The sequence below is a fragment of the Rheinheimera lutimaris genome (assembly GCF_013283795.1).
In the GTDB taxonomy this organism is placed as follows: domain Bacteria; phylum Pseudomonadota; class Gammaproteobacteria; order Enterobacterales; family Alteromonadaceae; genus Alishewanella; species Alishewanella lutimaris.
In genome coordinates this window covers 118,271-144,685 of record NZ_JABSOD010000006.1, presented here as the reverse complement: position 1 = coordinate 144,685, position 26,415 = coordinate 118,271, and the positions used below count along the sequence as shown (strand labels likewise).

The window sequence follows — 26,415 nt, the reverse complement described above, 5'->3', positions numbered from 1 at the left end:
CTCAGCGCAGTTTATCAACCACGGCCAATACGGCCGGCAGCATATCCTGGCCCAGCTTCATTGAACGGATATCTGACCAGCCATAGGCGTCATCCGCCAGGTTGGCGTTGTCTTTAAATGGCATTTCTACCGTGTACGCCAGGCAGTTAAATTGCTCGCCTACCCAGGCGGTAGCAACTGTCATATTGGCTTTGCCCGGTTCGTCTAAATCGTAACCAAATTCGGTTTGGAACTCCGGAGTTACCGCCAACAGGGTTTGCTTAAACAGGTTTTCCAGCGTTTTAATGCGCTCATTGTATGACGGCACGCCTTCGCTGCCGGCGACAAAGTTATACGGCAGGTTTTCATCGCCATGCATATCAAGGAACAAGTCAACGCCGGTTTCCAGCATTTTTTGCCGCACTAAATACACTTCCGGGCTTTTCTCCAGCGACGGATTAAGCCATTCGCGGTTTAAGTTCATGCCGGCAGCGTTGGTGCGTAAATGACCGCGTACCGAGCCGTCCGGGTTCATATTCGGCACTATGTAAAATACCGCTTTGTCCAAAAGTGCCCGCGCCACACCGTCATCTTCATCCAACAGACGGTCCAGTAAGCCTTCTACTAACCACTCCGCCATGCTTTCACCCGGGTGCTGGCGTGCGGTGATCCAGATTTTCTTTTTACCTTCTTCCGGCTCGCCAACAATTAACAGGCTCATATCACGGCCATCTAAAGTTTCGCCCAGTTCAACCAGCTGACAGTTGTAGTCAGACTGTGCCTGGTGCAGTAAATCCATATGGCGCTCGTAGCTGTAAGGCGCAAAGTAAGCGAAATACACTGAGTTGGCTTCAGGGAAATGCTTGATGGTCAGGTTTTTGCCATCAAATTCCGTATCAACACGGAACCAGGTTTGCCGGTCATAAGAGGCAACAGCCTGATAATTTTTCCAGCCGTCAGGGTAAGCAGAACCACCGGCATTGGTGATGGTTAGCGTATGCAACTGGGCATGTTCAGTGCTTAAGCGAAAGTGGAACCACTGGTAAAAGTCAGATTGATTGTCTTTGCGGATGGCCAGTTGAATGTTGTCCGGAGAGTCGGCCTGTAATACTTCAATATTGCCGCTGTCAAAATTGCTGCTGATTTTCATAATCGGATCCATTAATTGAAACTGTGAAAAGACTAACATAAGCCGGCAGCTACGCAACCGCCGCCGGCGCTGAAATTGTTAAAACGGATTCTAACAGGTTAGCGCCAAAGAAAAAGCCGCTTAAAAGCGGCTTTTCGGTAAAGTAACGTTTTAACGCGCTACCGGCAGTGTCGGGTACTTAATGCCGGCCATGTCGTTCATAACGCGGATAACCTGGGTGCTGTAACCAAACTCGTTGTCATACCATACGTACAACACACAGCGATCGCCATCAACAATAGTGGCTTGCGAGTCGACTACACCGGCGTAGCGTGAACCGACCAGATCTGACGACACGATTTCGGTGGACGCGGTAAAGTCGATTTGATCCTGCAATTCTGAAAACAGCGAGGTGCGCTGCAGGAAATCGTTCATCTCGTCACGGCTGGTTTCGCGGTTTAAATTCAGTGACAAAATCGCCATCGACACGTTGGGCGTCGGTACACGAATAGCATTACCGGTTAACTTACCTTTTAATTGTGGTAAGGCTTTGGCCACGGCACTGGCAGCACCGGTAGAGGTTAATACCATATTCAGCGGTGCTGCACGGCCACGACGCTCGGCACTGTGGAAGTTATCAATCAGGTTTTGATCGTTGGTGTACGAGTGCACGGTTTCAACGTGGCCGTTGCGGATGCCAAACTCATCTTCCAACGCCTTTAATACCGGGGTAATCGCATTGGTGGTGCAGCTGGCGGCCGAAACAATTTTATGCTCCGCTAAAATCATATGCTGGTTTACACCATACACGATATTCGGCACATCGCCTTTGGCCGGCGCAGTTAACAGCACCTTAGCTGAACCTTTGCTCTTAAAGTGGATGCTCAGCTCTTTGTCGTCTTTCCAGATACCGGTGTTATCTACCACCAGCGCATCGCTGATGCCGTATTGGGTGTAATCGACCAGTTCCGGTGAGTTGGCATAGATGACTTTGATAAAGGTACCGTTGGCTTTAATGCCCTGGTTTTCTTCATCTACGGTGATGCTGCCGTTAAAAGGGCCGTGAATAGAATCACGACGCAGTAAGCTGGCGCGTTTTTCCAGGTCACCTTTTTTGCCGCCACGCACCACGATGGCACGTAACCGCAGTTTGCTGCTAGGGCCGGAGCGTTCCAGCATTAAGCGGGCTAACAAACGACCAATGCGGCCAAAACCGTATAACACCACGTCTACCGGTTTTACCTGATCTTCATGATCCAGTAGTTCCGCCAGTTCACGCGCTAAATACTGCTCCAGCTCAGTGCCGTTAGCCGCATTTTTATAAATATAGCCGTATGCCAGCTTGCCGATATCGACGCGGCCCGGCGCTAAATTCATTTTGCTGATGGCTTCCAGTACCGGAAAACTCTCGCGCAGGCGCAGCTTTTGGCCTTCAAAGCGTTCAACACTCTTGTGGGCTTTGATAATGTCGATAGTGGTAGCATTTACCAGCGGACGACCATACACCACCACTTCAATCCCTTTGTTACGATATAAGCGGCCGATAATGGGCTGCATGTTTTCGGCGTATTCCTGGCGTTCCTGCCAGCTTTTCTGGTACTGCTCTGCGTGCGATAGGGTCATGTGTAGAGGCCTTTTACTTCAGTAAAATGAATTAATCGGTGATGCTAAAGCACGGTCTGCGCCGCTGTTGCTCCAACGGCGCGTATTGTAATAGAAGTTGAAAGCCTACGACAACAGTTACAACAATTTTATTCTGCCTTGCCGTTAAAGCTTAACGACACTGAGTTAACGCAATAACGCTGGCCGGTGGGTGCCGGGCCATCATCAAACACATGACCCAAATGGGCGTCACAGTTGGCACAGAGGATTTCGGTGCGGATCATGCCGTGGCTGCTGTCTTTCTGGTATTTTACCCTGCCCTCTACTGCCTGATAAAAACTGGGCCAGCCGCAACCGGCATCAAATTTGGTTGTCGAGCTAAACAGCTCTGCACCGCAACAGACACAGTGATAAGTGCCGGTTTGTTCGTTATGCAGCAACTCGCCGCTAAACGGATGCTCGGTGCCCTTAAGCCGGGTGACACGGTATTGCTCGTCGGTTAAGCGTTCACGCCATTGTTGTTCGGTAAGTTGTTCCGTAAGTTGTCCGGTTGATTTCATTAGGATGCCCCCTGATGTTGATGTTTCATTTCCAGCCGCCATTCACGGGTAAGCTGCATACGCCGGCGCGGATAGCACTCTTTAGCTACGACAAGTTGGCCAATCCGGTCCAGCCGGAAATGGCGAAACTGATTGCGCAGTTCACACCAGGCAACCAGCATACGGCTGCGATCGAAAAACGCCAGCATAATCGGCCATACCATACGCTCACTGGCGGTGCCGTCTTCGCGGATATAGCTGATTTGCAACCTGCGCTCACGGCGGATGGCCTCCCGCACCTGGCGCAAAAACGCCGCCCCTTTATCATCGCGGGCCGGAAAAGCCAGCAGCCCGATATCATGGATCCGGTCACGTAAATCGGTTGGTGCCGATGCGGCTACTTTTGCCAACACATTGCGGGCCGCGGCAACCAATTCATCGTCGCCCTGACCTTCAACCCAACGTAAACCTAATGCCAACGCCTCCAGCTCGGCTTCGTCAAACATCAAGGGCGGCAGAAAAAAGCCGCTTCTGAGGATATAACCAATACCGGCTTCTCCGTCGATGCCAGCCCCGAGGGTGATCAACGTTTGAATATCGCGATATACCGTACGTACCGACACCTGTAATTGCTCTGCCAGCACCGCTGCCGTTACCGGGTGTCGGTAATGGCGTAACTTGTCCATTAAACGAAATAACCGTGCGGTTTTATCCATTGTATTTACTGTTAAGCGGTGGCAGGTACTGCAGTTTACCCCATGCTACTGACAAAGTGTGTCAGTAGTTTTTTCTCCAGCCATGCTGCAACAGCCTGATGTAACACGACGATTATTATTTCTTCACACAAACGTCATCTAAGTTTGGTTAGCTGGCGCCGGATATTTACGGAGAATAATAATGCCAACCCTTACCCGACGTGATTTTATTAAAGCTTCCGCTGCCGGCTTTGGCAGCGTGGTGATATCAACCAGCCTGTTAGGCTGCAGCAGTGACACCCGCGCGCCACAGCCGCTGCCGTACCGCGTCCAGTTTTTACATGGCGTCGCCAGTGGCGATCCCGGCACTGATGCGTTAATTCTCTGGACCAGAATCAGCGCCGATGCTGAGCAAGTGCCGGTAACGTGGCAGGTAGCGACAGACGCCGGTTTTGCCAACCTGGTGCGCAGTGGCGACACGCAAACCTCGGCAGACAGCGATTACACCATAAAAATAGACGTGCGTGATCTAAGCGCCGGCACAGAGTATTTTTACCGCTTTATCGCCGGTACGGTTATCTCACCGGTTGGCCGCGGCAAAACCCTGCCGCAAGGCGATGTCAGCTCCGTGAAATTGGCGGTATTTTCCTGCTCAAATTATCCGGCCGGTTATTTTCATGTTTATGCTAAAGCGGCAGAAATCACTGATTTAGATGCCGCCCTTCACCTTGGCGATTACATCTATGAATATGCTGCCGACGGCTATGCCTCTGAAGATGCGGCTGCGCTTAATCGCGTGGTGCAGCCGGACAACGAAATACTCAGCCTTAGCGACTATCGCCGGCGTTATGCCCAATACCGCACCGATACCCAGCTGCAGCAAATACACGCCGCCGCGCCTTTTATTGCCGTGTGGGACGACCATGAAATTACCAACGACACCTGGCGCGATGGTGCTGAAAACCATCAAAGCGATGAAGGCGACTTTACCGCGCGTAAATTAGCGGCACTGCGGGCTTATTTTGAATGGATGCCGATTCGCCCTGTCAGTGCCAGCGACGAGGAAATTATCTATCGCCAGTTCCGCTTTGGCTCTCTGGTTGACTTGTTAATGCTGGATACCCGCGTTATCGGCCGTGACGAGCAACTGGCATATGCTGATTATATTGACCCGGTAAGCGGCCAGTTAGATGCCGCCCGCTTTAGCAGTGATCTTAATCAACCCAACCGCACCCTGCTTGGTACTGAGCAATTACAATGGCTGCTGGATAAACTGCAACAGTCAGACAGCAAATGGCAGGTGTTAGGGCAACAGGTATTAATGGGCCGTATGCAGCTGCCGGCAGCCATAGCACTGCAACAACTGAGCATTAATGACTTTGCAGAGTTGGCAGCGCTGGCGCAACTGGCGGCACGGGCCCAAGCCGGCGACCCGACACTGACAGCCAATGAACTGGCCTACTTACAAGCGAACCAGCAACGGCTGACACCGGAGGTTGTCGCTTTGCTGCAACTGCCGGCTATTCCTTACAACCTGGATGCCTGGGATGGTTACACGGCCGAGCGCGAACAAATCCTTGCCCACGCGCTGGCTCAAGGTAAAAAGCTGGTGGTACTGGCCGGCGATACCCATAACAGCTGGGCCAGCAACCTGAACCTTAGCGACGATACTGCAGTTGGCGTTGAGCTGGCCACTTCGTCGGTAACCTCGCCAGGGCTTGAGCAATATATTAATCTGCCTGACAGAGAGGCCGCCGCGGCAACTGAAGCCGGCTTAGTGCAATTAGTGCCGGCGCTGCAATATGCCAATTTGTACGACAGAGGTTTTATGTTGCTAACCTTCAGCCAAACAGAGCTGCACTGCGACTGGTTCTACGTTGATGGCATAAAACACAGCACGGCAGCGCTGTTACCGCAGCGGCAACAGCGGGCTACAGTAGTCTTCAACGACACAGCGCCAAGGTTAACCTTAAGTAATTGATGACGTAAAACAAACAAGCCGGTATTTAACACCGGCTTGTTTAATGCTGTTGAGCCAAGGCTTAGTCAGCAAACAATTTGCCGATAGTGCGATAATAATTGCTGGCTTTTGCCGCGTTATCATTTTGCAGCGTAGCCATTATTTGCCGGATCTGAGCGTCGGTATCGGCCAATACAAAGCTGTAACCGCCAGTAGCAGAGGTACGGATACTCATACTCAGCTGAATGGTACCATCATTGCTGCGGATAAAGTTCAGACTGTCACGTACCGCAAAGCGTTCTAAGCTGTAGTAAAAAAACTGCAGTGCAAATTCTATCTGCTGAAAAGAGGTTGGAAAATCTTTACGCACTGAAAGGTAATCACTGAATGCACGGGATATCACATCGCGATCAGCAAAATTATTGCCGGCTGGCGCCGCTCCACCGCTAAAATGTAGCCGACAATGGCCCGCTGCTTTTTGTTCTATCATGCGCCAACAGAGTTTGTTCTGTTCAGTATTAAAACTGATGCCGGTTTTTGCCAACAGTGGCAATGATATTAAACTAAAGCACAGCAGCAGGATCCATCGCATTATTATCATTTTGCATCTCCATGACAGCAGTATTACTACCTTAACAACTTAAATACTCAGTGAGTAGTTCTTTTATAGCTGCTAATTTAGTTGTATGCAATTGATGCTGAAATAAATAACAAAACAAACGGTTACGATCTTAGGTATCAAACAGGCACCCTGATACATATTTACTCCCGGATAAAGTACTGAATGAATTTGTTAAAGTAAGCTGAAATTCAACGCACCGTTGACGCTGTCTCTGAGCGCATCCATCGCCGCATTTATCGCTTGCTCTACCGCCACACGGCTAAGCCCCGTAACAGTAAGCAATACAGTGCGCGTGGCATTGCGCTGGATCTGATGATGAAGCCTGGCTTGCTGTGGCGTAATATCTCCGGCCAGTTGCATGCGCTCTATCAGTACCAGGTTTTCGGCCAGCTTTTTTGCCTCAACGGCAGCATAGTCTTTAATATCCGGCCATTTATCTGCCAGCTCACTGTTGAACGCCTGCAGCATTCCGGCAGTTAACTCTGCCACATTTAAGCTCATGCTATTTCCTTTATCTAACCGGTTATTGGCCGCGCTTTTTCGCCAGTTCAAGTTTTAAAATGGCTGTAATACTGCTGTCGAAACTGCTACGCAGGCTGGCCACCTGAGCGGGCGAAAAACAACCCAGTTGATGTAATTGCTCTAACATACTTAAGCTATCTTGCAACAGCGCGACCTGCTCAACGGTTATATCATTAGCCGCAATAGCTTTAGTTCGCACCGCTATAGCGCTCAAATCGACATTGGCCTGCTGATAAAAACCAAGATGGTTGCTGTAAACACACTCCGGCAACCCGGCCTGGCTTTGCACCGTGATAAAAAACAGCGTTATATCTTTTTGCAGCGCGCTTACCGCATTGTCGGTTTTTTCATCATAGCTGCTAATCAGTTTTACCGTGCAACCGGATAACAATAAAAACAGCGCCAGCATCGTGCATAGCGTGGCGGCGTATAGCGTGTTTTGTTTAAGTAAGCTCACGTTAGTCTCCGCGTTTCAGGTGGTAATGTAAAAGCACCGGGCCAATATTTAAAACTGCCGGACAACTTCGTTACGCAGCTGTTCTACTATTTCTTTCTGCTTGCCCGCTACTGCAACATACAAAAAGCTGCCGCTATCGAGCGCCACACATTTAACCGCGACACGGTTTTGCAGATAGTTACCGTATACATAATTGCCATTTTGCACCACAGAACCAAACTGCATAGTTTCAAGTACAGCCTTACCTTTAGCAGCACACTGCTCTACAGGCAATTTAAGCACTTTATGGCCGGACCATAACTGCGGCGTATAAGGTTGGCCGGTGTATACCGTTTTCTTAATAACCTTCGCCGGCGCAGGGCTTTGTGCAACTGCTTGCACCACCGGCTGCGGCGCTGCAGGCTTAGTGGCACAGGCCGATAACAACAAAGCTGACGCCAGCAGCGAAGCTTTAGATATTGAATCTTGCACGTTATTCATTCCTTTGGGTTTATTAATTCAGCGACAATCAGCGCTTGTTGTCGATACTTCTTTTAGTACTCATAACCATATTAAGCCTGAATATGGCTTATTTTTCAGTGCATCTAACCGTGTTTGCAAATTACCACAATGGGCTTCCAGCTTATGCCCGTCCGGGTCGAGAAAATAAACCGACTGCCCTTCACTGCTGTTTTGCTGCCACTCCGGTACCGCTGCCTGCCGCAGTTTTTCTGCAAAGACAGAGAAATCCTGCTCTGCGATATCTAAAGCAATATGGGAATAATCAAGGCTTGGTGCAGGCTTATCGCAGGATAAACAAAACCAGACATCACCAAGGCTGAGATAGGCACCGGCATCCCAACGCACATGCGCTTTCATACCAAGCAGCTCAGTGTAAAACGCCAGCGAGCGTTCTAAGTCACTAACAGCAATGGTGATATGGTTTAAGCCCTGCAGCATAATAATTTTTTAACTGGTATAAACATCAGGCCGGTAAATCTCCATAAACGTCTCGGGTTTATTTAGCGCGGTAAAACCGTATTTGGCATATAAACCGTGGGCATTCGATGTCGCCAGGGTAAAACGGCGCACAGTCGCTACGCTTGGGTGCTGCAGGACTGCCGCCATTAACTTTTTGGCGATACCCTGAGCGCGATACTCCGGCCAGACAATAACATCCACCAAGTTCGCAAAGGTAGCCTGATCGGTAATAATGCGGCAAAAACCGACTTGCCGGTTTTCTATATAAGCCCCCAGACATACTGAATGATCAATGCTGCGCCGCACAATATCGAGCGGAATACCTTTTGCCCAAGTGCTTTCTGTATTGAGAAAATGATGAATTTTGTCAATATCCAGCCGTGATTTATCATCGCTGATAGTTATTTGCTGCATCTGCTATCCCTGTCACTACAACCGCTCTGCTTACGGCCTTATTAATCTGAGTATTTCAACAACATCGGAATCAACGACTATTAATGTCTGATTATCTTTTAGCTCCAGCGACACCGCTATATAGTCTCCCTCCTCTGCTGCGTACATTTTGCCATGCCAGATTGGTGCTGCTGCGCTGAGATCTTTGATGACCGTCAGGCCTACTGCGCCTGGTGCATTATCATGTCGTTGCACTGTAACAAGGCCGGTTTGCATATTTATGTTTAGCCAGGCCGGTTTATCGGCATGCTTCCAAATACCGGAAATATCAGCGGCTTGAGCGCTGACAACAAAGACCAATGCGATAAGCTTTACAATATGCGCCATATGGTTAAACCCCTGCCGCTTTTTGCAAACGGGATTTCTCCAGCTTGAGCATCAATATTTTATAAGTGCCCCACAGCATAATGGCGGCGCCGATAACAATGATAGAGTTAACGACTGCCTGATCCTGCAAAAACGGTAGTATTGGTGTATCAGTGACAACAAACTTACTGTACAGCCCTACACCAAACAAAATACTGCCGGGGGTTTCGATAAGGCTGATTTTTATGATCTGCTTATCTATGTCTTTTATGCGCTGTTGTTTTTGTTGTTGCATACCGCTTTGCCTGTTTTAGTTATTGCGATAAAGCTTTGATGCTAATAGATTTTATTTGCAAAGTGAACAATGGCCGACGCATTAATATCAGGCCGGAATAAACTCAGATTTCAGCAAGCTTCACGGTTTATTTAAACCAAACATTGACCGGCACTGGTTGGCAAAATCATTGAATTTTTCTTTCATAGTACGTTTCAGGTTTATCTCAAGCGAACCGAGGATGGAGTAGCCCTCGATAACAATCTGCGGCGCCTGACGATCGCCCAAAGCTGTCGCCTGGTTATCGCAGCTACTGACGACATTCGTCATATTCGACACCACGTTAACCTGCGGCGGCACCAGAATATTCAGGCTGCCAAGCCAATTATGCACTTTAATAACAATGTGTTGGTGCTGAAAAACAGCTTCAGAGAAATCCAGTTCTACTGAACCAACAATATTGGTGATGTGTATTTCGCCGGGTACCAGCCATTGGCCGCGCTGTTGATTTGAAGACAGCACACACAACATTTTTTCATTACGGTTATCATTGCCGGCCTGATAACGTGGTGAAAAGTTGCGCTGGCGCTGCTGTTGGTATTGGTTGTCCGGCAGCAAGGTTAAATCGGCGACAACGTCTATCAGCTCTTGATGGCTTTTTGCATCAGTTGCTATATCCAGCCGCCGCTCAAAGGCTTCTGCCGAAATAATGCCATGGCTGTAATTCATAATCAGCTGATCGATAGCTTCTTCACGAACCTGAGCAAACGGCCGATCTTCAATTTTTACTCCGCTGGCATCAATGGCCATAACAAGCTCCCTGCGCTAATTGCATTTATTGCTGAAACGTTAGCATAGAATAAGTAATGCTACTGCGGTTTTTGGTATCAAAATGTGAATGGCCGGCAAAGAAAAGTACCGCTTTAACAACATGCCCGGTTACTGCCGGCGCTTAGATAAACACCAAACATAAAAAAACCACCCGCAGGTGGTTTTTCTAAATGAGCCAACAACTTTATTTCAGTATCACTTTAAGCTTGCTGATTACGTTCAGCGCCTTTTGCGTAGCCAGCTCAACGCTGTCACTTAACGCTAATGCTACGCCCATACGGCGCTCGCCCTGTACTTCCGGTTTAGCGAAAATACGCAGTTCGGTATCCGGCTCAGCTAAAGCCTCTGCTACACCATGATACTGAATATCGGCACTGTTACCAGGCACTAGTAACACAGCCGAAGCTGCCGGGCCGTATTGTTTTATCTGTGGAATGGGCAAACCCAAAATAGCGCGGGCATGCAGCGCAAACTCACTCAGCTGCTGCGATATCAGCGTGACCATGCCGGTATCGTGTGGCCGTGGTGATACTTCAGAGAAATACACCGCATCACCTTTAATAAACAGCTCAACACCAAATAAGCCACGCCCGCCTAACGCCTGCACTACCGCTTTGGCATAATCTTTCGCTGTGGCTAAGGCTTGGTCACTCATCGCCTGCGGCTGCCAGCTTTCGCGATAATCACCTTTTTCCTGGCGATGGCCGATGGGCGCGCAATACTGAATACCGGACAGCGAATTTACCGTTAACAGCGTAATTTCGTAATCAAAGTCGATAAAGCCTTCGACAATAACCCTGCCCTTGCCGGCACGGCCGCCCTCCTGGGCATACAGCCAGGCAGCGTCCAGATCTGCTTCGGAGCGCAGTACGCTTTGGCCTTTGCCGCTGGATGACATTATCGGCTTAACCACACAAGGATAACCGATAGCATTTACGGCAGCGATAAAGCTGTCTTTGTCACCGGCGAACTGAAACGGCGAGGTAGCAAGTTTCAGCTCTTCTGCCGCTAAGCGGCGGATACCTTCGCGGTTCATGGTCAGGTTTACCGCTTTGGCGCTGGGTACCACGTTAAAACCGCAATCTTCCAGCTCAATTAATACTGAGGTGGCAATGGCTTCCAGCTCCGGCACGATTAACGCCGGTTTTTCGCTGATTACTAACTGGCGCAGCGCTGCATTATCCAGCATCGACATCACTACGGCTTTGTCGGCCACCTGCATTGCCGGTGCATTGGGGTAACGATCTACGGCTATTACTTCGCAGCCGTAGCGTTTAAGTTCGATACACAGCTCTTTACCCAGTTCACCGGCGCCTAATAACAACACCTTAGTGCTGCTTGCTGTGCCCGGGGTACCTATATGTTGGATGTTCTGTTGGCTCATTTTATTTTCACCATTGGCCGCTGCGGATGGCTCCAGTCAACATGGAACATCTTGCCTTTAGCTTTATCAGTGCGCTCAAAGGTATGCGCACCGAAATAATCGCGCTGGCCCTGTAACAGGTTTGCCGGCAGTACTGCGGTGCGGTACGAGTCGTAGTAACTCAGGGCTGAACTCAGTGCTGCCACCGGAATGCCGGCCAGGGTGGCGTTGGCCACGGCTTTACGCCAGTTTTGCTGATACACCGAAATTTGTTTGGCGAAGAATGGATCCAGCAACAGGTTTTCCAGCTCGTCGTTACGCTCGTACGCTTCGGTAATAGATTGCAAAAACACCGCACGGATAATACAGCCGGCGCGCCAAATTTTGGCAATTTCAGCAAAGTTAAGCTGCCAGCCGTGCTCGTCGGCAGCGGTTTTCATTAAATGGAAACCCTGGGCGTAAACACAAATTTTGGCGCAATACAGCGCGTCGTGCAGTGCCTGAATAATCTCAGTTTTTTGCTCGGGCGAAATCAGATTTTGCGCCGGCCCCGCCAGCACTGTAGCGGCTTTTACCCGCTCATGTTTCAGTGCTGATAACGAACGGGCATATACCGCTTCTGCGATAGTCGGTGACGGGCTGCCCAGTTGCAAACTGCTTACTGCGGTCCAAAGCCCTGTGCCCTTTTGGCCGGCTTTATCCATGATCACATCTACCAGCGGCAAACCGGTTTCGGAGTCTTTGGTGGCCAATACATCGGCACTGATGCCAATTAAATAGCTGTGCAGTTTGCCTTCGTTCCAGCCTTTAAAAACCTCAGCAATTTCAGCTGCCGGCATGCCCAGAATGTCACGCATCACCTGATAAGCTTCACAAATCAGCTGCATATCAGCGTATTCAATGCCGTTGTGCACCATTTTTACATAGTGGCCGGAGCCGCTGGGGCCAATATAGGTAGCGCAGGGTTCGCCTTCGGTAACCGGGTTGCCGGGCTCAAAGCGCTCTATCGGCTTACCGGTAGCCGGGTCAACTTTAGCGGCTATGGCCTGCCACAGCGGTTTAATGCGGGTCCAGGCGTACGGGTCGCCACTTGGCATTAACGATGGCCCAAACCGGGCGCCTACTTCACCACCGGATACGGCGGTAGAGAAGAAAATAAATTTACCTTCAAAATCTTTTTCCCGGGCGACAGTGTCTGTCCACAGGCTGTTGCCGGTATCGACAATAATGTCGTCGGCCTGAATGCCGGCATCAATCAGTTTATGGCAGACATCATCGACCGGCTTGCCGGCCGGCACCGATAGCACGATTAAATGCGGTGCTGATAAACGTGACAATAATTCGGTGTAAGAGCTGCAGGCGATAACGCGGGCCGGTTTGTCACCACGCTCGGCTTTATCCTGCGCCAATACGGCTTCCAGCTTCTGGTGGTCCAGGTCAAAGGCGGCAACGCGGTAGCCATTGTCTGCCAGGTTCAGGATCAGGTTTTTACCCATTACACCGGCGCCGACAAAACCGATATCACAAAGTGCAGCTGTGTCTGTCATCTGACATTCCTTCATTATTTTTCATTTTACGCGCCGCCAAACTACCGGGCGGTAACGTCTGAACGGCGCGCATTATACTGAAAAGAGCCGGATAAACCTACTGCCACACCGAGATACTGTGCGCATTCTGCTGATACTGTTGCAATTTAACTGTACGGCTTTGCGCCAGGCCTTTATCCACACTGGTATCGAACAACAACTGCCATGGCCGCTGCGGCAACGTTAGCGCTACGGTTTTGTCTGAGGCGTTAAACACAAACAGCAAGCTGGCTTTGGCGGCCTTATTACTGATTTGGAACATACAGCCGGAGCGCTCCGGATCATGCCAGTCGTGTTGCTGTTTTTCCGTGCCGTCAGGCAAATACCACTGGATCTGATGTTTGTCGCCATGCAGCTGATAACTGTCATCGAGCAGCGACAACTGCTGCAGACAGCTGAATTTTCGCCGGAACAGCAGCATCTGGCGCACAAAGTTAAGAAAATCTTCTTCATCGCTGTCCAGGTGCCAGTCCAGCCAACTGATGTCATTATCCTGACAATAGGCGTTGTTATTGCCGCGCTGGCTGTGGCTTAGCTCGTCGCCACCTAACCAATGGATCATGCCCTGACTTAACAGCAGGCTGGCCACCAAATTGCGCTTATGTAAATAACGATTGGCCAGGATTGCTGCATCTTTAGTCGCGCCTTCAATGCCATGGTTACAGCTTAAATTGTGGCTGTGGCCGTCACGGTTTTCCTCGCCGTTCAGCCAATTGTGCTTATCTTTGTAGCTCACCAGATCATGCAGGGTAAAACCGTCGTGATAGGTTAAATAATTGACGCTGCAACAGGCCGGCTTGTGATGCTTCTGGAAAATATCGCGCGAGCCGAGTAGCCGGGTGGTAAATTCCGGCAATACGCCTTTATCACCGCGCCAGAAGGCGCGAAAAGTATCGCGGCATTTGTCATTTAATTCTGACCACTGCGCCGGGAACTGGCCCAGTTGATAACCCATCGGGCCGACATCCCAGGGTTCGGCAATCAGCTTAACCTGCGACAGCACCGGGTCCTGAGCAATAATTTGAAAAAACGCAGCATAAGGATTAAAACGTTTATGCTCACGCGCCAGAGTAGTGGCTAAATCAAAGCGAAAGCCGTCTACCTGCATCTCGGTAACCCAATAACGCAGCGCATCCATCACCAGTTTTTGCCCTGCCGGGTGTGCCACGTTTAAGGTATTGCCGCAGCCGGTGTAATTACAGTGTTGGCTGAAATCGGTAATATCGGCATGGCTTTCAAACAAGTAGTAATGTTTATTGGCCAGGCCGCGTAAGTTTAGCAAAGGCCCGTCTTCACCGGCCTCTGCAGTGTGGTTAAACACCACATCTAAAATGATTTCAATACCGGCCTGATGATAGCTGCGCACCAGGGTTTTAAACTCGGTTAGCGCATCACGGTACTGGTAGCGCGGCTCCGGCGCAAAAAAACTTACCGGGTTGTAACCCCAGTAATTGCTCAGCTGCAGTTTGTTCAGCCGGGGCTCGCTCATAAAGGCGGCCACCGGTAACAACTGCAAACTGGTAATACCTAACTGTTGCAGGTGTTTAATTACCGCCGGATGGCACAACCCCAAATAAGTACCGCGCAGCTCGTCCGGCACGTCCGGATGCAACATGGTCATGCCCTTAACATGGGCTTCGTAAATAACGGTTTTTTCGCGGGCTATTACCGGCTTAACACTGCCTTGCCAGTCAAATTCATGCTCTGACAACACACCTTTGGCTAACATATAGTGACTTTTAGCTGCGTATAAGCGCTCGTTGAAACTTACACTGCGGTTAAGCTGTTTAACATAAGGGTCCAGCACAATGCGCCCGGCATCGAACACCAGGCCGGCATCCGGATTATGCGGCCCATCGGCTTTAAATGCGTATAAAGTGCCGGTTTCAATACCGCTAACCTGTAAATGCCAGATATCGCCGGTGCGGGCACTAAAGCTAAGCTCGCCCAGCAGCTCTTCCGTATCGGGCTGATACAAGCACAGCATTAACGCTGTTGCATCCGGGGCGAACACGGCAAAATTCCATACCGTATCGCCATCCGGTGTCTGGCTGCTGTACGCCCCCAACGGCGATGCTTTACCCACAGCTAACTTTAATACCGGAATATGGTTACTCATAGCCTACCGCTTTTTAATTAATCGTGCCCTATGGTGTTAGCTACGTTTTTACGCAATTTTTTTGCGTAAGTACAGTGTTGCCAGCGGCGGTAGCTGCAAACAAATATGTTGTGCCAGGCCATGGTATGGCGAAGCCACACTGTTAAGCGCATCGCCGGCGGCGTAATTACTGCCCCAATAATATGCACTGTCGGTGTTGAGGATAATCTCATAGTCACCGGCCTGCTCTACCCCGAGTAAAAAGTTATTACGCGGCAGTGGCGTAAAATTGCATACCACATACACTGCATTGCCATGGCTGTCACGGCGCAGAAAACTTAAGGTGCTGTTATCGGCATCCTGGTGATCCAGCCAACGAAAACCATCGTGGCTGTAATCCAGCTCGTACAAGGGTGCACAGCGACGATAAGTGTGGTTTAAATCGCGCAGCAGTTGCTGCATGCCGCGGTGTTTGTCGTAATCAAGTAAATGCCAGTCCAGACTTTGTGTATGGCTCCACTCGCGGCTTTGCGCGAACTCGTTACCCATAAAATTCAGCTTTTTGCCCGGGTGTGCAAACATAAAGGCATAATAGGCGCGTAAATTGGCCGCCTGCTGCCATTCATCGCCCGGCATTTTATTTAATAAACTGCCTTTGCCGTGCACCACTTCGTCATGCGACAGCGGCAAAATAAAGTTTTCGTTATAGGCGTACACCATAGAAAACGTCAGGTCGTTATGATGGTAACGCCGGTACGCCGGGTCTTTGCTGATATAACGCAAGCTGTCATTCATCCAACCCATATTCCATTTAAAGCCAAAGCCCAGCCCGCCCATATCTACCGGCCGCGATACCATCGGGAATGAGGTTGACTCTTCAGCGATAGTCATTGCCTGCGGAAACTTGCTGTACACTTCAGTGTTGAACCAACGGAATAAACTGATGGCTTCGTAATTATGATTACCACCATCGATATTGGGGATCCACTCGCCTTCGTTACGCGAATAATCCCAATACAACATTGAGGCCACCGCGTCGACACGCAGGCCGTCGATATGAAAATGCTCTAACCAGTACAAGGCACTGGCTACCAAAAACTGCCGCACATAGTCTTTGCCGTAATCATAAATGCAGGAGTTCCAATCGGGGTGCCAACCACGGCGCGGATCTTCGTATTCATATAAATGGCTGCCGTCAAACCGCGCCAGACCATGGCCGTCCTCCGGAAAATGCGCCGGCACCCAATCCAGAATAACGCCGATGCCGGCCTGGTGGCAGGCATCAACAAAGTATTTAAAATCGTCCGGTGTGCCAAAACGTGATGTTGGCGCAAATAACCCCAACGGTTGATAACCCCAGGAACCATCAAACGGGTGCTCCATTACCGGCATCAGCTCAATATGGCTGTAGCCCATATCCAACACGTAAGGAATAAGTTCAGCGGCAAGTTGCCGATAGCTCAACGGCTGGTTGTCACTGCTGCGCCGCCAACTGCCGGCCTGCAATTCATAGATACTGATGGGGCTGTTAAGCGGATTAACGGCTTTGCGGTTACGCCAGTCACTGTCTTGCCACTGATAGTGATTATGATCGTACACCAGCGACGCATGCGAGGGATATTGTTCGGCATAAAATGCCATAGGGTCAGCTTTATGCGGTAACAACAAGCCGCGGGCGTCTTTAATCTCAAACTTATAGCGCACGCCGGCGGCAACCTCCGGTACTACCAGCACCCAGTGGCCGCAGTGCGTGCGCTGCATCGGGTGAATACGGCCATCCCAGCTGTTCATATCACCAATTAAGCTGACATTCGCCGCGTTTGGCGCATACACCGCAAACCTGGTGGCAGTAACCCGTTTGCCGCCGATATCCAGCGTGATTAGCTGCGCACCCAACTGCCGGTACAGGTTTTCCGGCTGGTTAGCGACATAATGCACGGCATAAAAGGCTTCGTCAGTAAATTGGTACGGGTCGTACAGCTGATACTGATAACCGTTACTGTGCACCTGCAGAATATAGGCTTCCGCTTTGCGTTTTTTGGCCAGCACCAGCTCAAACACCCCGGCGTGATCAGCATGCGCACTGAGTTCCCCCAACACTTTGCCGCTTTTAGCCGAGACAGCGCTAACCGCAGTAGCATGTGGCAGATACACCCTTAGCAGCAAGCCAACCGCACTATCGGCCTTAAGCGGCTGCCAACCCAGCAGTGAAAACGGTTCTGCACACTGTACCTGTTGCAATAGCGCTAAACTCATAACGGATCCCTTTTATTATTTCTGTTGCTTATGCTGATACCTTAACAGCCGGCGCCGCAATAGCGATGGCATTTTACGCCAATGTGCGGCTTTAACCGTTGCGACGGGCACTGATGTCGGTAAACAGCTGTAAAATATCGCTGTTTTGGCTCCACTGCTCTATCGGCTGACTGAGTTTACGCCGCCAGTTCGGGTATTCAGTACTGGTACCGGGAATATTTACCGGTTGTGTCATTTGCAACGCATCTTCTAATTGCAAGCACAATAACTGGCTTGAGGTTGCCGCTAAGTGGCGCTGCATGGCGTAATTTAACGTGCTGTCCATGCCAAGATGATCGACACTGCGCTCATAATCCGGCGGTAATATGCTTTGGCCCTTAAAAGCATGGCCATGCAGAGAATCCAGAATACGCTGTTTATTAGCATGGCGCTGTGCATACAGATTCTGCAACTGGGCGTCATCCTTGTACAAGCCTAATTCTTTACCCAGGCGCAGATCATCGCAGTGCCAAAAGCCGATTAAGGTAGGTAAATCGTGCGTAGTCAATGTCGCCATGGCTTGCTGCGGATAGTGCGCCGGCGAGATGTAACCACCATCAGCAGCGGTTTCAAAAAAGAATACCCGGTATGAATAGACGCCGTACTCACCCAGCAACTCGCGGATGCCGTCCGGCACTGTGCCTAAGTCTTCACCGATAATCACCGCCTGATGCCGCTGGCTTTCCAGTGCCAGAATACCGAGCAAATCCATGATCGGATAATACACATAGGCACCACCGCCGGCATTTTCAGCCGTTTTCGGTACCCACCACAGCCGTAGCAGCGCCATGACATGGTCAATACGTAAGGCACCGGCAGCCTGCATATTGGCGCGCAACAAGTCGATTATCGGCTGATAGCCCTGCTTATACAGTTGATACGGGTACATGGGGGGCAAGCCCCAGTTTTGTCCGGCCGGGCCTAACGGATCCGGCGGCGCCCCAACGCTGGCATCACGACAGTACAGGTCGGGGTTAGCCCAAATTTCGGTAGACGCTTCGCTGACGCCCACCGCTAAGTCACGGTACAAGCCCAGCAACATGCCGGCATCTTTTGCGACCTGTTGCGCCTGAGCCAGTTGCTGCTGAGCAATAAATTGCAGGTAACAATAAAAATCCAGCTCTGCCTTATGTTGTTTGGCAAACTGTTGCACTGCGGCCGATTGCGGCTGGCGGTATTGCTCCGGCCAATTCGGCCAGCCCCAGTGCATACTGTCCTGCTGATATAAATACGCATGCAGCGCATCATACAAGGCTAACTGCTGCAGGCTGGCGCCGCCGTCAGCTTTAAACTGTTTAAAAGCCTTTAGCTGCGCCTTATTGCCGGTTTTATCCTGCTCGGTAAACCATTGATACAGGCTCTTCATTACCGGCAGCTTTAACTGCATAACACCGCTGTAATCAACATAATCTTTACTGCGCTGCGTTTGCAGCGCTGTGCGAAACACCGGGGCATTAACCAGGCTTTGCGTACGGGCACAAGCGGCAAAGCCCGGCATAGCGCTAACATCAATATAACTGATATTCAGCCAACGTCTGGATGAGGGGCTGTAAGGACTGGCACTTTCCGGCATCGCAGGGTACAGCGCATGTATCGGGTTTAGCCCGACGAAATCAGCACCGACGCCGGCCAGATATTTTATTGTAGTGGCCAGATCGGTAAAATCACCGATGCCCCAGTTGCGTTCTGAGCGCAGCGCATACAATTGCAAAGCAATACCCCATTGCTTACGTTGTGTAAACGCGTCGGGCTGATAACAGCGGCCCGGGGTGATAATCAGCTTTTGCTTTATGTCGGTGTCGGCTATATGCAGTTGGTGATAGCCGGCTGTTAAAGTCAGCGGCAGCCGATGCTGATATTGATGGTATTCCACCTCATCCAGCACCACCACCTGCACCAGTTCGCCTTCTACCGGTATCAGCTTAAAATGCTGCTCATCGCCATGCTCGGTAGTCAGGATTAATGCAAGTTCGCTGTTAGCCTGCTCCAGGTTTACCTGCAATAACAGCTGAACCGGCTCGTCCTGACGCTGCACCGATACCGCCTGCAGCGGTTGCTGCCAAAAATCCAGTTGTCGCTGCAGTAGCTGCAGTGCTGCGGTTTCATCATCTTCGGTATCAAAGCCCTGGGCCTGCAGCAGTGCCAGCTGATGTTGCTGGCTAACAGTCGTCGGATTCCCCCAGGCATCGTTAAATTCAGTTTCAATACCACAAAATGCGATCAATTCAGCCAGTAAGGTGGCGTCCATGGGAATTCCTTTTTATAGTCAGTGGATTGTCAATGCGCTAAGGCTCATTTTAGGCCGTACCGGCGCTAAAGTCATTGTTCATTTATGTCATTTAATTACATAAATAACGGTTTTATAGCGTTTTAAACTTGAAAAAGTCGGCCAATAATGTAATTTTACTACACAACTTAGTTGGTAAACTTTCAGAACATCTATTTAACGGGGTTAATATGACTATTCGTGTCGCGATTAACGGCTTTGGCCGCATTGGCCGTAATGTATTGCGTGCTTTGTATGAAAGCAGCAAAAATTACGATATTAAAGTAGTAGCAATCAACGATTTGGGTGACGCTGCCATTAATTCACACCTGCTGAAGTATGACACAGCCCACGGCATTTTCGCCGCTAACGTTGAGCACAACGACAAAGCAATTTATGTTAATCAGGACGAAATCATCACCTTAAGTGAGCGTAACCCGGCGAACTTACCGTGGAAACAGCTGAACATAGATGTGGTACTGGAATGTACCGGTTTGTTTACCGACCGTAAAAGCGCCGGCGCGCATTTGGAAGCCGGAGCGAAAAAAGTGATTATCTCGGCGCCGGCCAAAGATGTTGATGCCACTATAGTGTATGGCGTAAACCAGCATATCTTAACGCCGCAAATGAACATTATCTCAAATGCCTCCTGCACCACTAACTGCCTGGCGCCGATTGCCAAGCCGTTAAATGATGTGTTGGGTATTGAGTCAGGCCTGATGACAACTATTCATGCGTACACCAATGATCAGCGTTTAAGTGATGTGTATCACACCGACTTACGCCGCGCCAGGGCTGCCGCCATGTCGATGATCCCCACCAAAACCGGCGCCGCCGCTGCGGTAGGTTTAGTAGTACCGGAGCTGATGGGTAAATTTGATGGCTTAGCGGTGCGCGTGCCGACATTGAATGTATCCCTGGTTGATTTAACCTTTATTGCCGGTCGTAATACCTCGATTGACGAAGTAAACGACATTATCCGCAAAGCCGCCTCAACAGGTGTAATGGCTGACGTATTAGCAGTAAACGATTTACCGTTGGTATCGGTTGATTTTAATCACAACCCGAAATCGTCTATTTTTGACGCCACCGAAACGCGCGTTAACGGCCGTTTGGTAAAAGTAATGAGCTGGTACGATAACGAATGGGGCTTCAGCAACCGTATGCTGGATAACACCGTTGAGTTTATGAAACACGCCTAATATATTGCACACTGATACAGCCAGCTTTATGCTGGCTGTTTTGTTTTTGCAGCCGATACGAATATTCAGCTGCGATAGCAAAGGGGTCGGATTTTTTTCGTAACAGCGGCAGGGATGCCGCGCAGGCTGAGACAGCACAGGGATGTGCTGTTGAAGGCGGTGGAGAAAAAATGTCCGGGCCCTTTTGTCTTTAAAATTACCGGAGAAGTGTTATGCAACAGACCGCTATCAGCAGCCAAACCGGTTTTGCGCATCTAACCGACCTGCCCTGCATTAAATTACAGTACGGTACCGCCAGCGCAGTTATATCGCTGTACGGTGCACAGCTGCTGTCTTATCAACCTGCGCCGGGCAAAGAGTTGCTGTGGTTATCACCTAAGGCACAGTGGCATAATCAGGCAGCTATTCGCGGCGGTGTACCGGTATGCTGGCCGTGGTTTGGCCCGGCAGGCGCAGTGTTTAACCCAACGCAGGAAGCCTTGCCAAATCATGGTTTGGTGCGTAACCGGCTGTGGCAACTCATACAGCAACATACCGGTGCAACTGCAGCCAGCGTAACCCTGATGACAGAGCTTGATAAACTGCCGTACTACAGTGGTAGTGTTAAGTTGCAACTTTGTTTAACCCTAACTGACAGCCTGAGCATAGCGTTAAGCTGCAGCAGCCCGATACCACAGCAAGCTGCACTGCACAGTTATTTTGCCACGGCTGATATTGCCAAGGTTGCAGTGCGGCCATTACCGCACAGCTACTACGATAAAGTCAGCGATAGCATGCAGCAAAACAGCAGCAAGGTAGCACAGATAACAAGCGAAACTGACCGCATCTATCCTGACAGTGCGGCACAATTGAGAGTAGACAGTGATAACCTTCAGTTGGCTCTGACGCAATCGGGGCACGATGCAACAGTAGTGTGGAACCCGTGGCAAGCTAAAAGCGAAGCGATAGCAGATCTGGCAGCAGACAGTTACCGGCAGTTTATTTGTGTTGAAACAGCAAGGTTAGATAGCGCCGGCAAGGCACTGGCGCTAAGCCAACAGATTAAAGCGCTTTAACCATCCACGCCTTTTAAAAATTGCTTTAAGTCCTGCTGCGGGTAACCCAGTTGCCCCAGCAGCTCAGGTACTTCATCCATCGGCATAAACACATTTTCAAAATGCTCAATAATGCCATACAGATCAGCGCCTTGATCTTTCAGGTGTTGCGCGGTAGCCAGGTGAATATTACGTACAAACTCGCTGGTCATTTGCTTAACTCCAACTTATTTTTGCCGCCTGATAGTGGCCATTTTTTAAGCAAATCACAAGCAAAAATTTCACTTTTTAGCGCCAACTAGACTGAAACTGTTGTATTAGCATGCGTTTTTCTCCGTTGACAAACGTCAGCTCTAATTCCAGTTGCCATTGCATATCCGGGTCGCTACAGGCACCCAGTAAAAACTCTGCCTGCCACGAGTTGCCCTGCTGACTGAACCGAAGCGGTATTTGCCCCATATACATCGACACACCGCTTATATGAGCGCTGACACCGGCCAGGTTTTCTGCCGTTAACTGCAACTGCAATGGCGTTTCTACCGGAGCATTGCCGGGTGTCAGCTGTAGCTGTAACCCGGCATCATCTAATAACATAAGAGATAAAGCGGGCGCTTTATCCGTTGGCTGGCAGCCGGCAAGGCAGATAAACGCTAACAAAAACAGGTAAAATAGCCGCATAACCAACCAGTGATGACAGAATATCGTTGTATTGTACGCGGATTTAGTGAAAAGCTTCAAACTGCGGCTACACTTGGTTATTTAGTGAGCAATGACTTTGTTCTAAATCATAAAACGGGCTGTTTTACCTATCTTTTCAGGGGTAAAACCCTTAATATGCAGCCCAAAATTGGCAGGGCAAAACATTGCAGACTGTGGGTGTATTACCCTGCCTATAACAAGAATGGCTGCGCAAACAGCCAGTATCAGTAACCAGCACTAACTGCAGCGGGACTCAACATGAGCCAGACCAAATCGTTAAATGTTGACTACAACTATAGCGTTGTCCGCCTCTTTGCCTTAACCACCATTTTGTGGGGGATTATCGGCATGGCGGTGGGCGTGTTAATTGCGGCCCAATTATATTGGCCGGCATTAAACTTCGATACGCCATGGTTGACCTATAGTCGTCTTCGTCCTTTACATACCAATGCGGTAATTTTCGCCTTTGGTACCAGCGCGTTGTTCGCGACCAGTTATTATATTGTACAGCGCACCTGTCAGGTAAGATTGTTTGCCGAAAAGCTGGCCATGTTCACCTTTTGGGGTTGGCAGGCGGTTATCGTTGCGGCTGTAATTACCCTGCCTATGGGTTTAAGCAGCAGCAAAGAATATGCCGAGCTGGAATGGCCGATAGATATTTTGATAACCCTGGTGTGGGTGTCATACGCTATTGTGTTCTTCGGCACCCTGGTCAAGCGCAAAACCAGCCATATTTATGTGGCCAACTGGTTCCTTGGTGGCTTTATTCTTACCGTTGCCGCACTGCATATTGTTAACAGCATGGCCATTCCGGTCAGTGCTTTTAAATCTTACTCTATTTATGCCGGTGCCGTAGATGCCATGATCCAATGGTGGTACGGCCATAACGCAGTAGGTTTTCTGTTAACTGCCGGTTTCCTTGGCATGATGTACTACTTTGTACCTAAGCAAGCCGGACGTCCGGTGTATTCATACCGCTTATCTATCGTGCACTTTTGGGCACTGATTGCACTGTATATCTGGGCGGGCCCGCACCACTTGCACTACACCGCCCTGCCGGACTGGACTCAGTCTTTAGGTATGGTGATGTCGGTTGTACTGTTTGTACCGAGCTGGGGCGGCATGATCAACGGTATTATGACACTGTCCGGTGCCTGGCATAAGCTGAAAACTGACCCTATCCTGCGCTTCTTAATTGTATCGCTGTCATTCTACGGTATGTCGACCTTTGAAGGTCCGATGATGGCAATAAAATCAGTAAATGCGCTGTCACACTACACTGACTGGACTATAGGCCATGTGCATTCAGGCGCACTGGGCTGGGTAGCGATGATCTCTATCGGCGCGATCTATCATTTAATTCCGGTGTTGTATAACCAGGGCCGCATGTACAGTATTGCTCTGATTAATACTCACTTCTGGCTGCATACTATCGGTGTAGTGTTGTATATCGTTGCAATGTGGATCTCCGGTATTACCCAAGGCATGATGTGGCGCGCGGTTAATACCGACGGCACCTTAACCTACAGCTTCGTGCAGAGTCTTGAAGCGTCGATGCCGTTCTACCTGATGCGCTTTATTGGTGGTGTGTTCGTGGTAGCCGGTATGTTGCTGATGGCGTACAACGTGTATAAAACGGTGCGCGCTAAAGATGAAACACTACAACCTGTGCCAGCAGCAGCGTAAGAGGTAAATCATGTCGAACAAGAATCATCATGACAAAATTGAAAGAAGCGTTGGCCTGTTAGCCATTCTAACCATCGTTGCCATCAGCTTCGGTACTCTGGTGTTGATTACTCCACTGTTTTTTATGGATGAAACCACACAGCCGGTTGACGGTATGAAGCCTTACACCGCATTGCAACTGGAAGGTCGCGATATCTACATCCGCGAAGGCTGCGTTGGCTGTCACAGCCAAATGGTAAGGCCGTTTCGTGCAGAAGTAGAGCGCTATGGCCACTATTCTGTTGCAGGCGAAAGCGTGTGGGATCACCCTTTCCTGTGGGGCTCTAAACGCACCGGCCCGGATTTGGCCCGTGTTGGTGAGCGCTACAGCGATGCGTGGCATCATGCACATTTAATGGACCCACGCTCTGTGGTGCCACAATCAAATATGCCGGGCTATCCGTGGTTAGATAAAAACGTGCTGGACGGTAAACATACAGCGCGAAAAATGGAAGTGTTAAGAAGCTATGGCGTCCCCTACAGCGATGAAGATATTGCCGGGGCTGCAGCAGCTGTTCAGGGTAAAACTGAAGTTCAGGCGTTAATTGCATACCTGCAATCGCTTGGCACGCACCTGAAGTAACGCTGATGGAATACGCAACGATACACAGTATTTTTACCGTCATTTTGTTCGTCGGTTTTATTGCCTTCGTAATTTGGGCATACAGCAAAAAGCGCAAAACCGATTTTGACCAGGCAGCAAACTTAGTGTTTGACGACGAACAAAAAGCACAACAAAAAACCAAACAGGAGTCGGATCATGAGTAGCTTTTGGAGTGCTTGGATCATAGTGTTAACCCTTCCGGTGTTGATCGGCTGTGCAATACTGCTGACGTGGAACCTGAAGAATTATGTCGGTGTGCCTGAAGATCAAACTACCGGCCACGAAGTAGACGGTATTTCTGAGATTAACAACCCATTGCCGCGTTGGTGGACCTATATGTTCATCCTGACCCTGGTGTGGTCGGTGTTTTATTTAGCGGCGTATCCCGGGTTAGGCAACTTTAAAGGCTTTTTAGGCTGGAGCAGCTCTAACCAGGGCATTAAGTCACTGGAAGAGTCGCGTCTAGCGGTAGCAAAAGCCGTTGAAGAAGGCCGCAACGTTGAACTGGATCGCGAAATTGTGCGTGCCAATGAAGTGTATGGCCCGGTGTTTCAGCAGTTTGCCAAACGCGATGTTTTAGATTTGGCTTACGACGATGACGCCATCAAAATTGGTCAGCGTTTGTTTTTGCAAAACTGCGCAGTCTGCCATGGCTCAGATGCCCGCGGCCAACACGGTTTCCCTAACCTGACGGATAACGACTGGTTATATGGTGGTACACCGGACAAAATCAAAGAAACCCTGCTACATGGCCGTAAAGCGGCAATGCCGGGCTGGTTTGATGCCTTAGGCGAGCAAGGTATTAAAGAAATGACCGCCTATGTACTGAGCTTATCCGGCCGCACTGTGAACGATCGCGAAGCCGAAGCCGGCAAAGCAAAATTTGCCCTGTGCGCCGCGTGTCACGGTGCTGACGGCAAAGGCAGCCTGGCGCATAATCTGCCGTTTGGCGCACCAAACCTGACCGATAATATCTGGTTATACGGTGGCTCTGCCGGTGCAGTAACAGAAACGCTGACTAAAGGTCGCAATGGCGTAATGCCAGCGTTTAAACAAACGCTGGGCGAAGATAAAGTACATATCCTTACCGCCTATGTTTACCGGCTGGCACATCCGGAGCAAAGCGCCGCGGCGCAGTAATCCGGCTGGTGTGATAATTTATAAGCCCCGTTTCGGGGCTTCTTTCTATGCGTTATAAATAACGCCATGTTGTT

27 protein-coding genes are annotated in these 26,415 nt (G+C 49.9%); 7 read left to right on the top strand and 20 right to left on the bottom strand.

Features of this window, described 5'->3' with window-relative positions; all coding sequences use genetic code 11:
* Position 1: 1 nt before the first annotated feature.
* The 4 genes from HRH59_RS08040 to HRH59_RS08025 form a co-directional block, all read right to left on the bottom strand.
* Entirely contained in the window at positions 2 to 1,129 is a 1,128-nt protein-coding gene (locus HRH59_RS08040) for a M14 family metallopeptidase (protein ID WP_173500764.1), read from the bottom strand.
* 150 nt (positions 1,130 to 1,279) lie between these two features.
* Positions 1,280 to 2,731: a glyceraldehyde-3-phosphate dehydrogenase gene (locus HRH59_RS08035; protein ID WP_173500763.1), complete on the bottom strand. Its 1,452-nt coding sequence runs from the start codon at positions 2,729 to 2,731 to the stop codon at positions 1,280 to 1,282.
* A 128-nt stretch (positions 2,732 to 2,859) separates the two neighbouring features.
* The gene (gene msrB / locus HRH59_RS08030; RefSeq protein ID WP_173500762.1) at positions 2,860 to 3,270 is read right to left on the bottom strand and encodes a peptide-methionine (R)-S-oxide reductase MsrB; all 411 of its coding nucleotides are present in this window, start codon (positions 3,268 to 3,270) and stop codon (positions 2,860 to 2,862) included.
* Entirely contained in the window at positions 3,270 to 3,965 is a 696-nt protein-coding gene (locus HRH59_RS08025) for a helix-turn-helix transcriptional regulator (RefSeq protein ID WP_173500761.1), read from the bottom strand. The genes msrB and HRH59_RS08025 overlap by 1 nt, the downstream gene beginning before the upstream one ends.
* 181 nt (positions 3,966 to 4,146) lie before the next feature.
* Between HRH59_RS08025 and HRH59_RS08020 the strand changes: the two genes are divergently transcribed.
* A complete protein-coding gene (locus tag HRH59_RS08020) occupies positions 4,147 to 5,925 on the top strand; it encodes an alkaline phosphatase D family protein (RefSeq protein WP_178089510.1) in 1,779 nt (592 codons plus the stop codon).
* 61 nt (positions 5,926 to 5,986) lie between these two features.
* On the opposite strand, the gene HRH59_RS08015 is transcribed toward HRH59_RS08020, so the two are convergent.
* From HRH59_RS08015 to malQ, 14 genes are all read right to left on the bottom strand, one after another.
* Positions 5,987 to 6,505 (bottom strand): hypothetical protein, encoded by a 519-nt coding sequence (locus HRH59_RS08015; protein WP_173500760.1) that lies wholly within the window; start codon positions 6,503 to 6,505, stop codon positions 5,987 to 5,989.
* Between the two features lie 192 nt (positions 6,506 to 6,697).
* Positions 6,698 to 7,027, bottom strand: a complete 330-nt coding sequence (locus HRH59_RS08010; protein WP_173500759.1) for a hypothetical protein — start codon at positions 7,025 to 7,027, stop codon at positions 6,698 to 6,700.
* A gap of 22 nt (positions 7,028 to 7,049) precedes the next feature.
* The gene (locus HRH59_RS08005; protein WP_173500758.1) at positions 7,050 to 7,505 is read right to left on the bottom strand and encodes a hypothetical protein; all 456 of its coding nucleotides are present in this window, start codon (positions 7,503 to 7,505) and stop codon (positions 7,050 to 7,052) included.
* A gap of 48 nt (positions 7,506 to 7,553) precedes the next feature.
* On the bottom strand, positions 7,554 to 7,976 hold the full coding sequence (locus HRH59_RS08000) for a hypothetical protein (protein ID WP_173500757.1): 423 nt from the start codon (positions 7,974 to 7,976) through the stop codon (positions 7,554 to 7,556).
* 69 nt (positions 7,977 to 8,045) lie between these two features.
* The gene (gene fos / locus HRH59_RS07995; protein ID WP_173500756.1) at positions 8,046 to 8,444 is read right to left on the bottom strand and encodes a fosfomycin resistance glutathione transferase; all 399 of its coding nucleotides are present in this window, start codon (positions 8,442 to 8,444) and stop codon (positions 8,046 to 8,048) included.
* 9 nt (positions 8,445 to 8,453) lie between these two features.
* Positions 8,454 to 8,879 (bottom strand): GNAT family N-acetyltransferase, encoded by a 426-nt coding sequence (locus HRH59_RS07990; protein ID WP_173500755.1) that lies wholly within the window; start codon positions 8,877 to 8,879, stop codon positions 8,454 to 8,456.
* 30 nt (positions 8,880 to 8,909) lie between these two features.
* Positions 8,910 to 9,245 (bottom strand): DUF2147 domain-containing protein, encoded by a 336-nt coding sequence (locus tag HRH59_RS07985; protein WP_173500754.1) that lies wholly within the window; start codon positions 9,243 to 9,245, stop codon positions 8,910 to 8,912.
* Positions 9,246 to 9,249: 4 nt separating this feature from the next.
* Positions 9,250 to 9,519 (bottom strand): hypothetical protein, encoded by a 270-nt coding sequence (locus HRH59_RS07980; protein ID WP_173500753.1) that lies wholly within the window; start codon positions 9,517 to 9,519, stop codon positions 9,250 to 9,252.
* A gap of 120 nt (positions 9,520 to 9,639) precedes the next feature.
* Positions 9,640 to 10,308, bottom strand: coding sequence for a DUF1707 SHOCT-like domain-containing protein (locus tag HRH59_RS07975; protein ID WP_173500752.1), 669 nt, complete (start codon positions 10,306 to 10,308; stop codon positions 9,640 to 9,642).
* A 205-nt stretch (positions 10,309 to 10,513) separates the two neighbouring features.
* Positions 10,514 to 11,713, bottom strand: coding sequence for a formate-dependent phosphoribosylglycinamide formyltransferase (gene purT / locus HRH59_RS07970; protein ID WP_178089509.1), 1,200 nt, complete (start codon positions 11,711 to 11,713; stop codon positions 10,514 to 10,516).
* A complete protein-coding gene (gndA, locus tag HRH59_RS07965; RefSeq protein WP_173500751.1) occupies positions 11,710 to 13,239 on the bottom strand; it encodes an NADP-dependent phosphogluconate dehydrogenase in 1,530 nt (509 codons plus the stop codon). Before gndA ends, purT begins: the two co-directional genes overlap by 4 nt.
* Before the next feature lie 97 nt (positions 13,240 to 13,336).
* On the bottom strand, positions 13,337 to 15,397 hold the full coding sequence (gene glgX / locus HRH59_RS07960) for a glycogen debranching protein GlgX (RefSeq protein WP_173500750.1): 2,061 nt from the start codon (positions 15,395 to 15,397) through the stop codon (positions 13,337 to 13,339).
* A gap of 48 nt (positions 15,398 to 15,445) precedes the next feature.
* Positions 15,446 to 17,632: a 1,4-alpha-glucan branching protein GlgB gene (glgB, locus tag HRH59_RS07955; RefSeq protein ID WP_173500749.1), complete on the bottom strand. Its 2,187-nt coding sequence runs from the start codon at positions 17,630 to 17,632 to the stop codon at positions 15,446 to 15,448.
* A gap of 91 nt (positions 17,633 to 17,723) precedes the next feature.
* Complete coding sequence (gene malQ / locus HRH59_RS07950; protein WP_173500748.1) at positions 17,724 to 19,919, bottom strand: 4-alpha-glucanotransferase; 2,196 nt, start codon at positions 19,917 to 19,919, stop codon at positions 17,724 to 17,726.
* Between the two features lie 209 nt (positions 19,920 to 20,128).
* Between malQ and gap the strand changes: the two genes are divergently transcribed.
* Positions 20,129 to 21,139, top strand: a complete 1,011-nt coding sequence (gene gap, locus HRH59_RS07945) for a type I glyceraldehyde-3-phosphate dehydrogenase (RefSeq protein WP_173500747.1) — start codon at positions 20,129 to 20,131, stop codon at positions 21,137 to 21,139.
* A 212-nt stretch (positions 21,140 to 21,351) separates the two neighbouring features.
* The gene (locus HRH59_RS07940) at positions 21,352 to 22,194 is read left to right on the top strand and encodes a D-hexose-6-phosphate mutarotase (protein WP_173500746.1); all 843 of its coding nucleotides are present in this window, start codon (positions 21,352 to 21,354) and stop codon (positions 22,192 to 22,194) included.
* Here HRH59_RS07940 and HRH59_RS07935 read toward each other — a convergent pair.
* Positions 22,191 to 22,385 (bottom strand): hypothetical protein, encoded by a 195-nt coding sequence (locus HRH59_RS07935; RefSeq protein ID WP_173500745.1) that lies wholly within the window; start codon positions 22,383 to 22,385, stop codon positions 22,191 to 22,193. The two genes, HRH59_RS07940 and HRH59_RS07935, sit on opposite strands and share 4 nt — an antisense overlap.
* Before the next feature lie 76 nt (positions 22,386 to 22,461).
* Entirely contained in the window at positions 22,462 to 22,767 is a 306-nt protein-coding gene (locus HRH59_RS07930; RefSeq protein WP_173500744.1) for a hypothetical protein, read from the bottom strand.
* Between the two features lie 363 nt (positions 22,768 to 23,130).
* Between HRH59_RS07930 and ccoN the strand changes: the two genes are divergently transcribed.
* From ccoN to ccoP, 4 genes are read left to right on the top strand one after another with little or no spacing between them, the layout of a single operon-like run.
* The gene (gene ccoN, locus HRH59_RS07925) at positions 23,131 to 24,558 is read left to right on the top strand and encodes a cytochrome-c oxidase, cbb3-type subunit I (protein ID WP_173500743.1); all 1,428 of its coding nucleotides are present in this window, start codon (positions 23,131 to 23,133) and stop codon (positions 24,556 to 24,558) included.
* A gap of 10 nt (positions 24,559 to 24,568) precedes the next feature.
* Positions 24,569 to 25,180, top strand: a complete 612-nt coding sequence (ccoO, locus tag HRH59_RS07920; RefSeq protein ID WP_173500742.1) for a cytochrome-c oxidase, cbb3-type subunit II — start codon at positions 24,569 to 24,571, stop codon at positions 25,178 to 25,180.
* A 5-nt stretch (positions 25,181 to 25,185) separates the two neighbouring features.
* On the top strand, positions 25,186 to 25,365 hold the full coding sequence (locus HRH59_RS07915; RefSeq protein ID WP_173500741.1) for a cbb3-type cytochrome oxidase subunit 3: 180 nt from the start codon (positions 25,186 to 25,188) through the stop codon (positions 25,363 to 25,365).
* Entirely contained in the window at positions 25,358 to 26,341 is a 984-nt protein-coding gene (ccoP, locus tag HRH59_RS07910; RefSeq protein ID WP_173500740.1) for a cytochrome-c oxidase, cbb3-type subunit III, read from the top strand. Before HRH59_RS07915 ends, ccoP begins: the two co-directional genes overlap by 8 nt.
* The last annotated feature ends 74 nt before the right edge of the window (positions 26,342 to 26,415 follow it).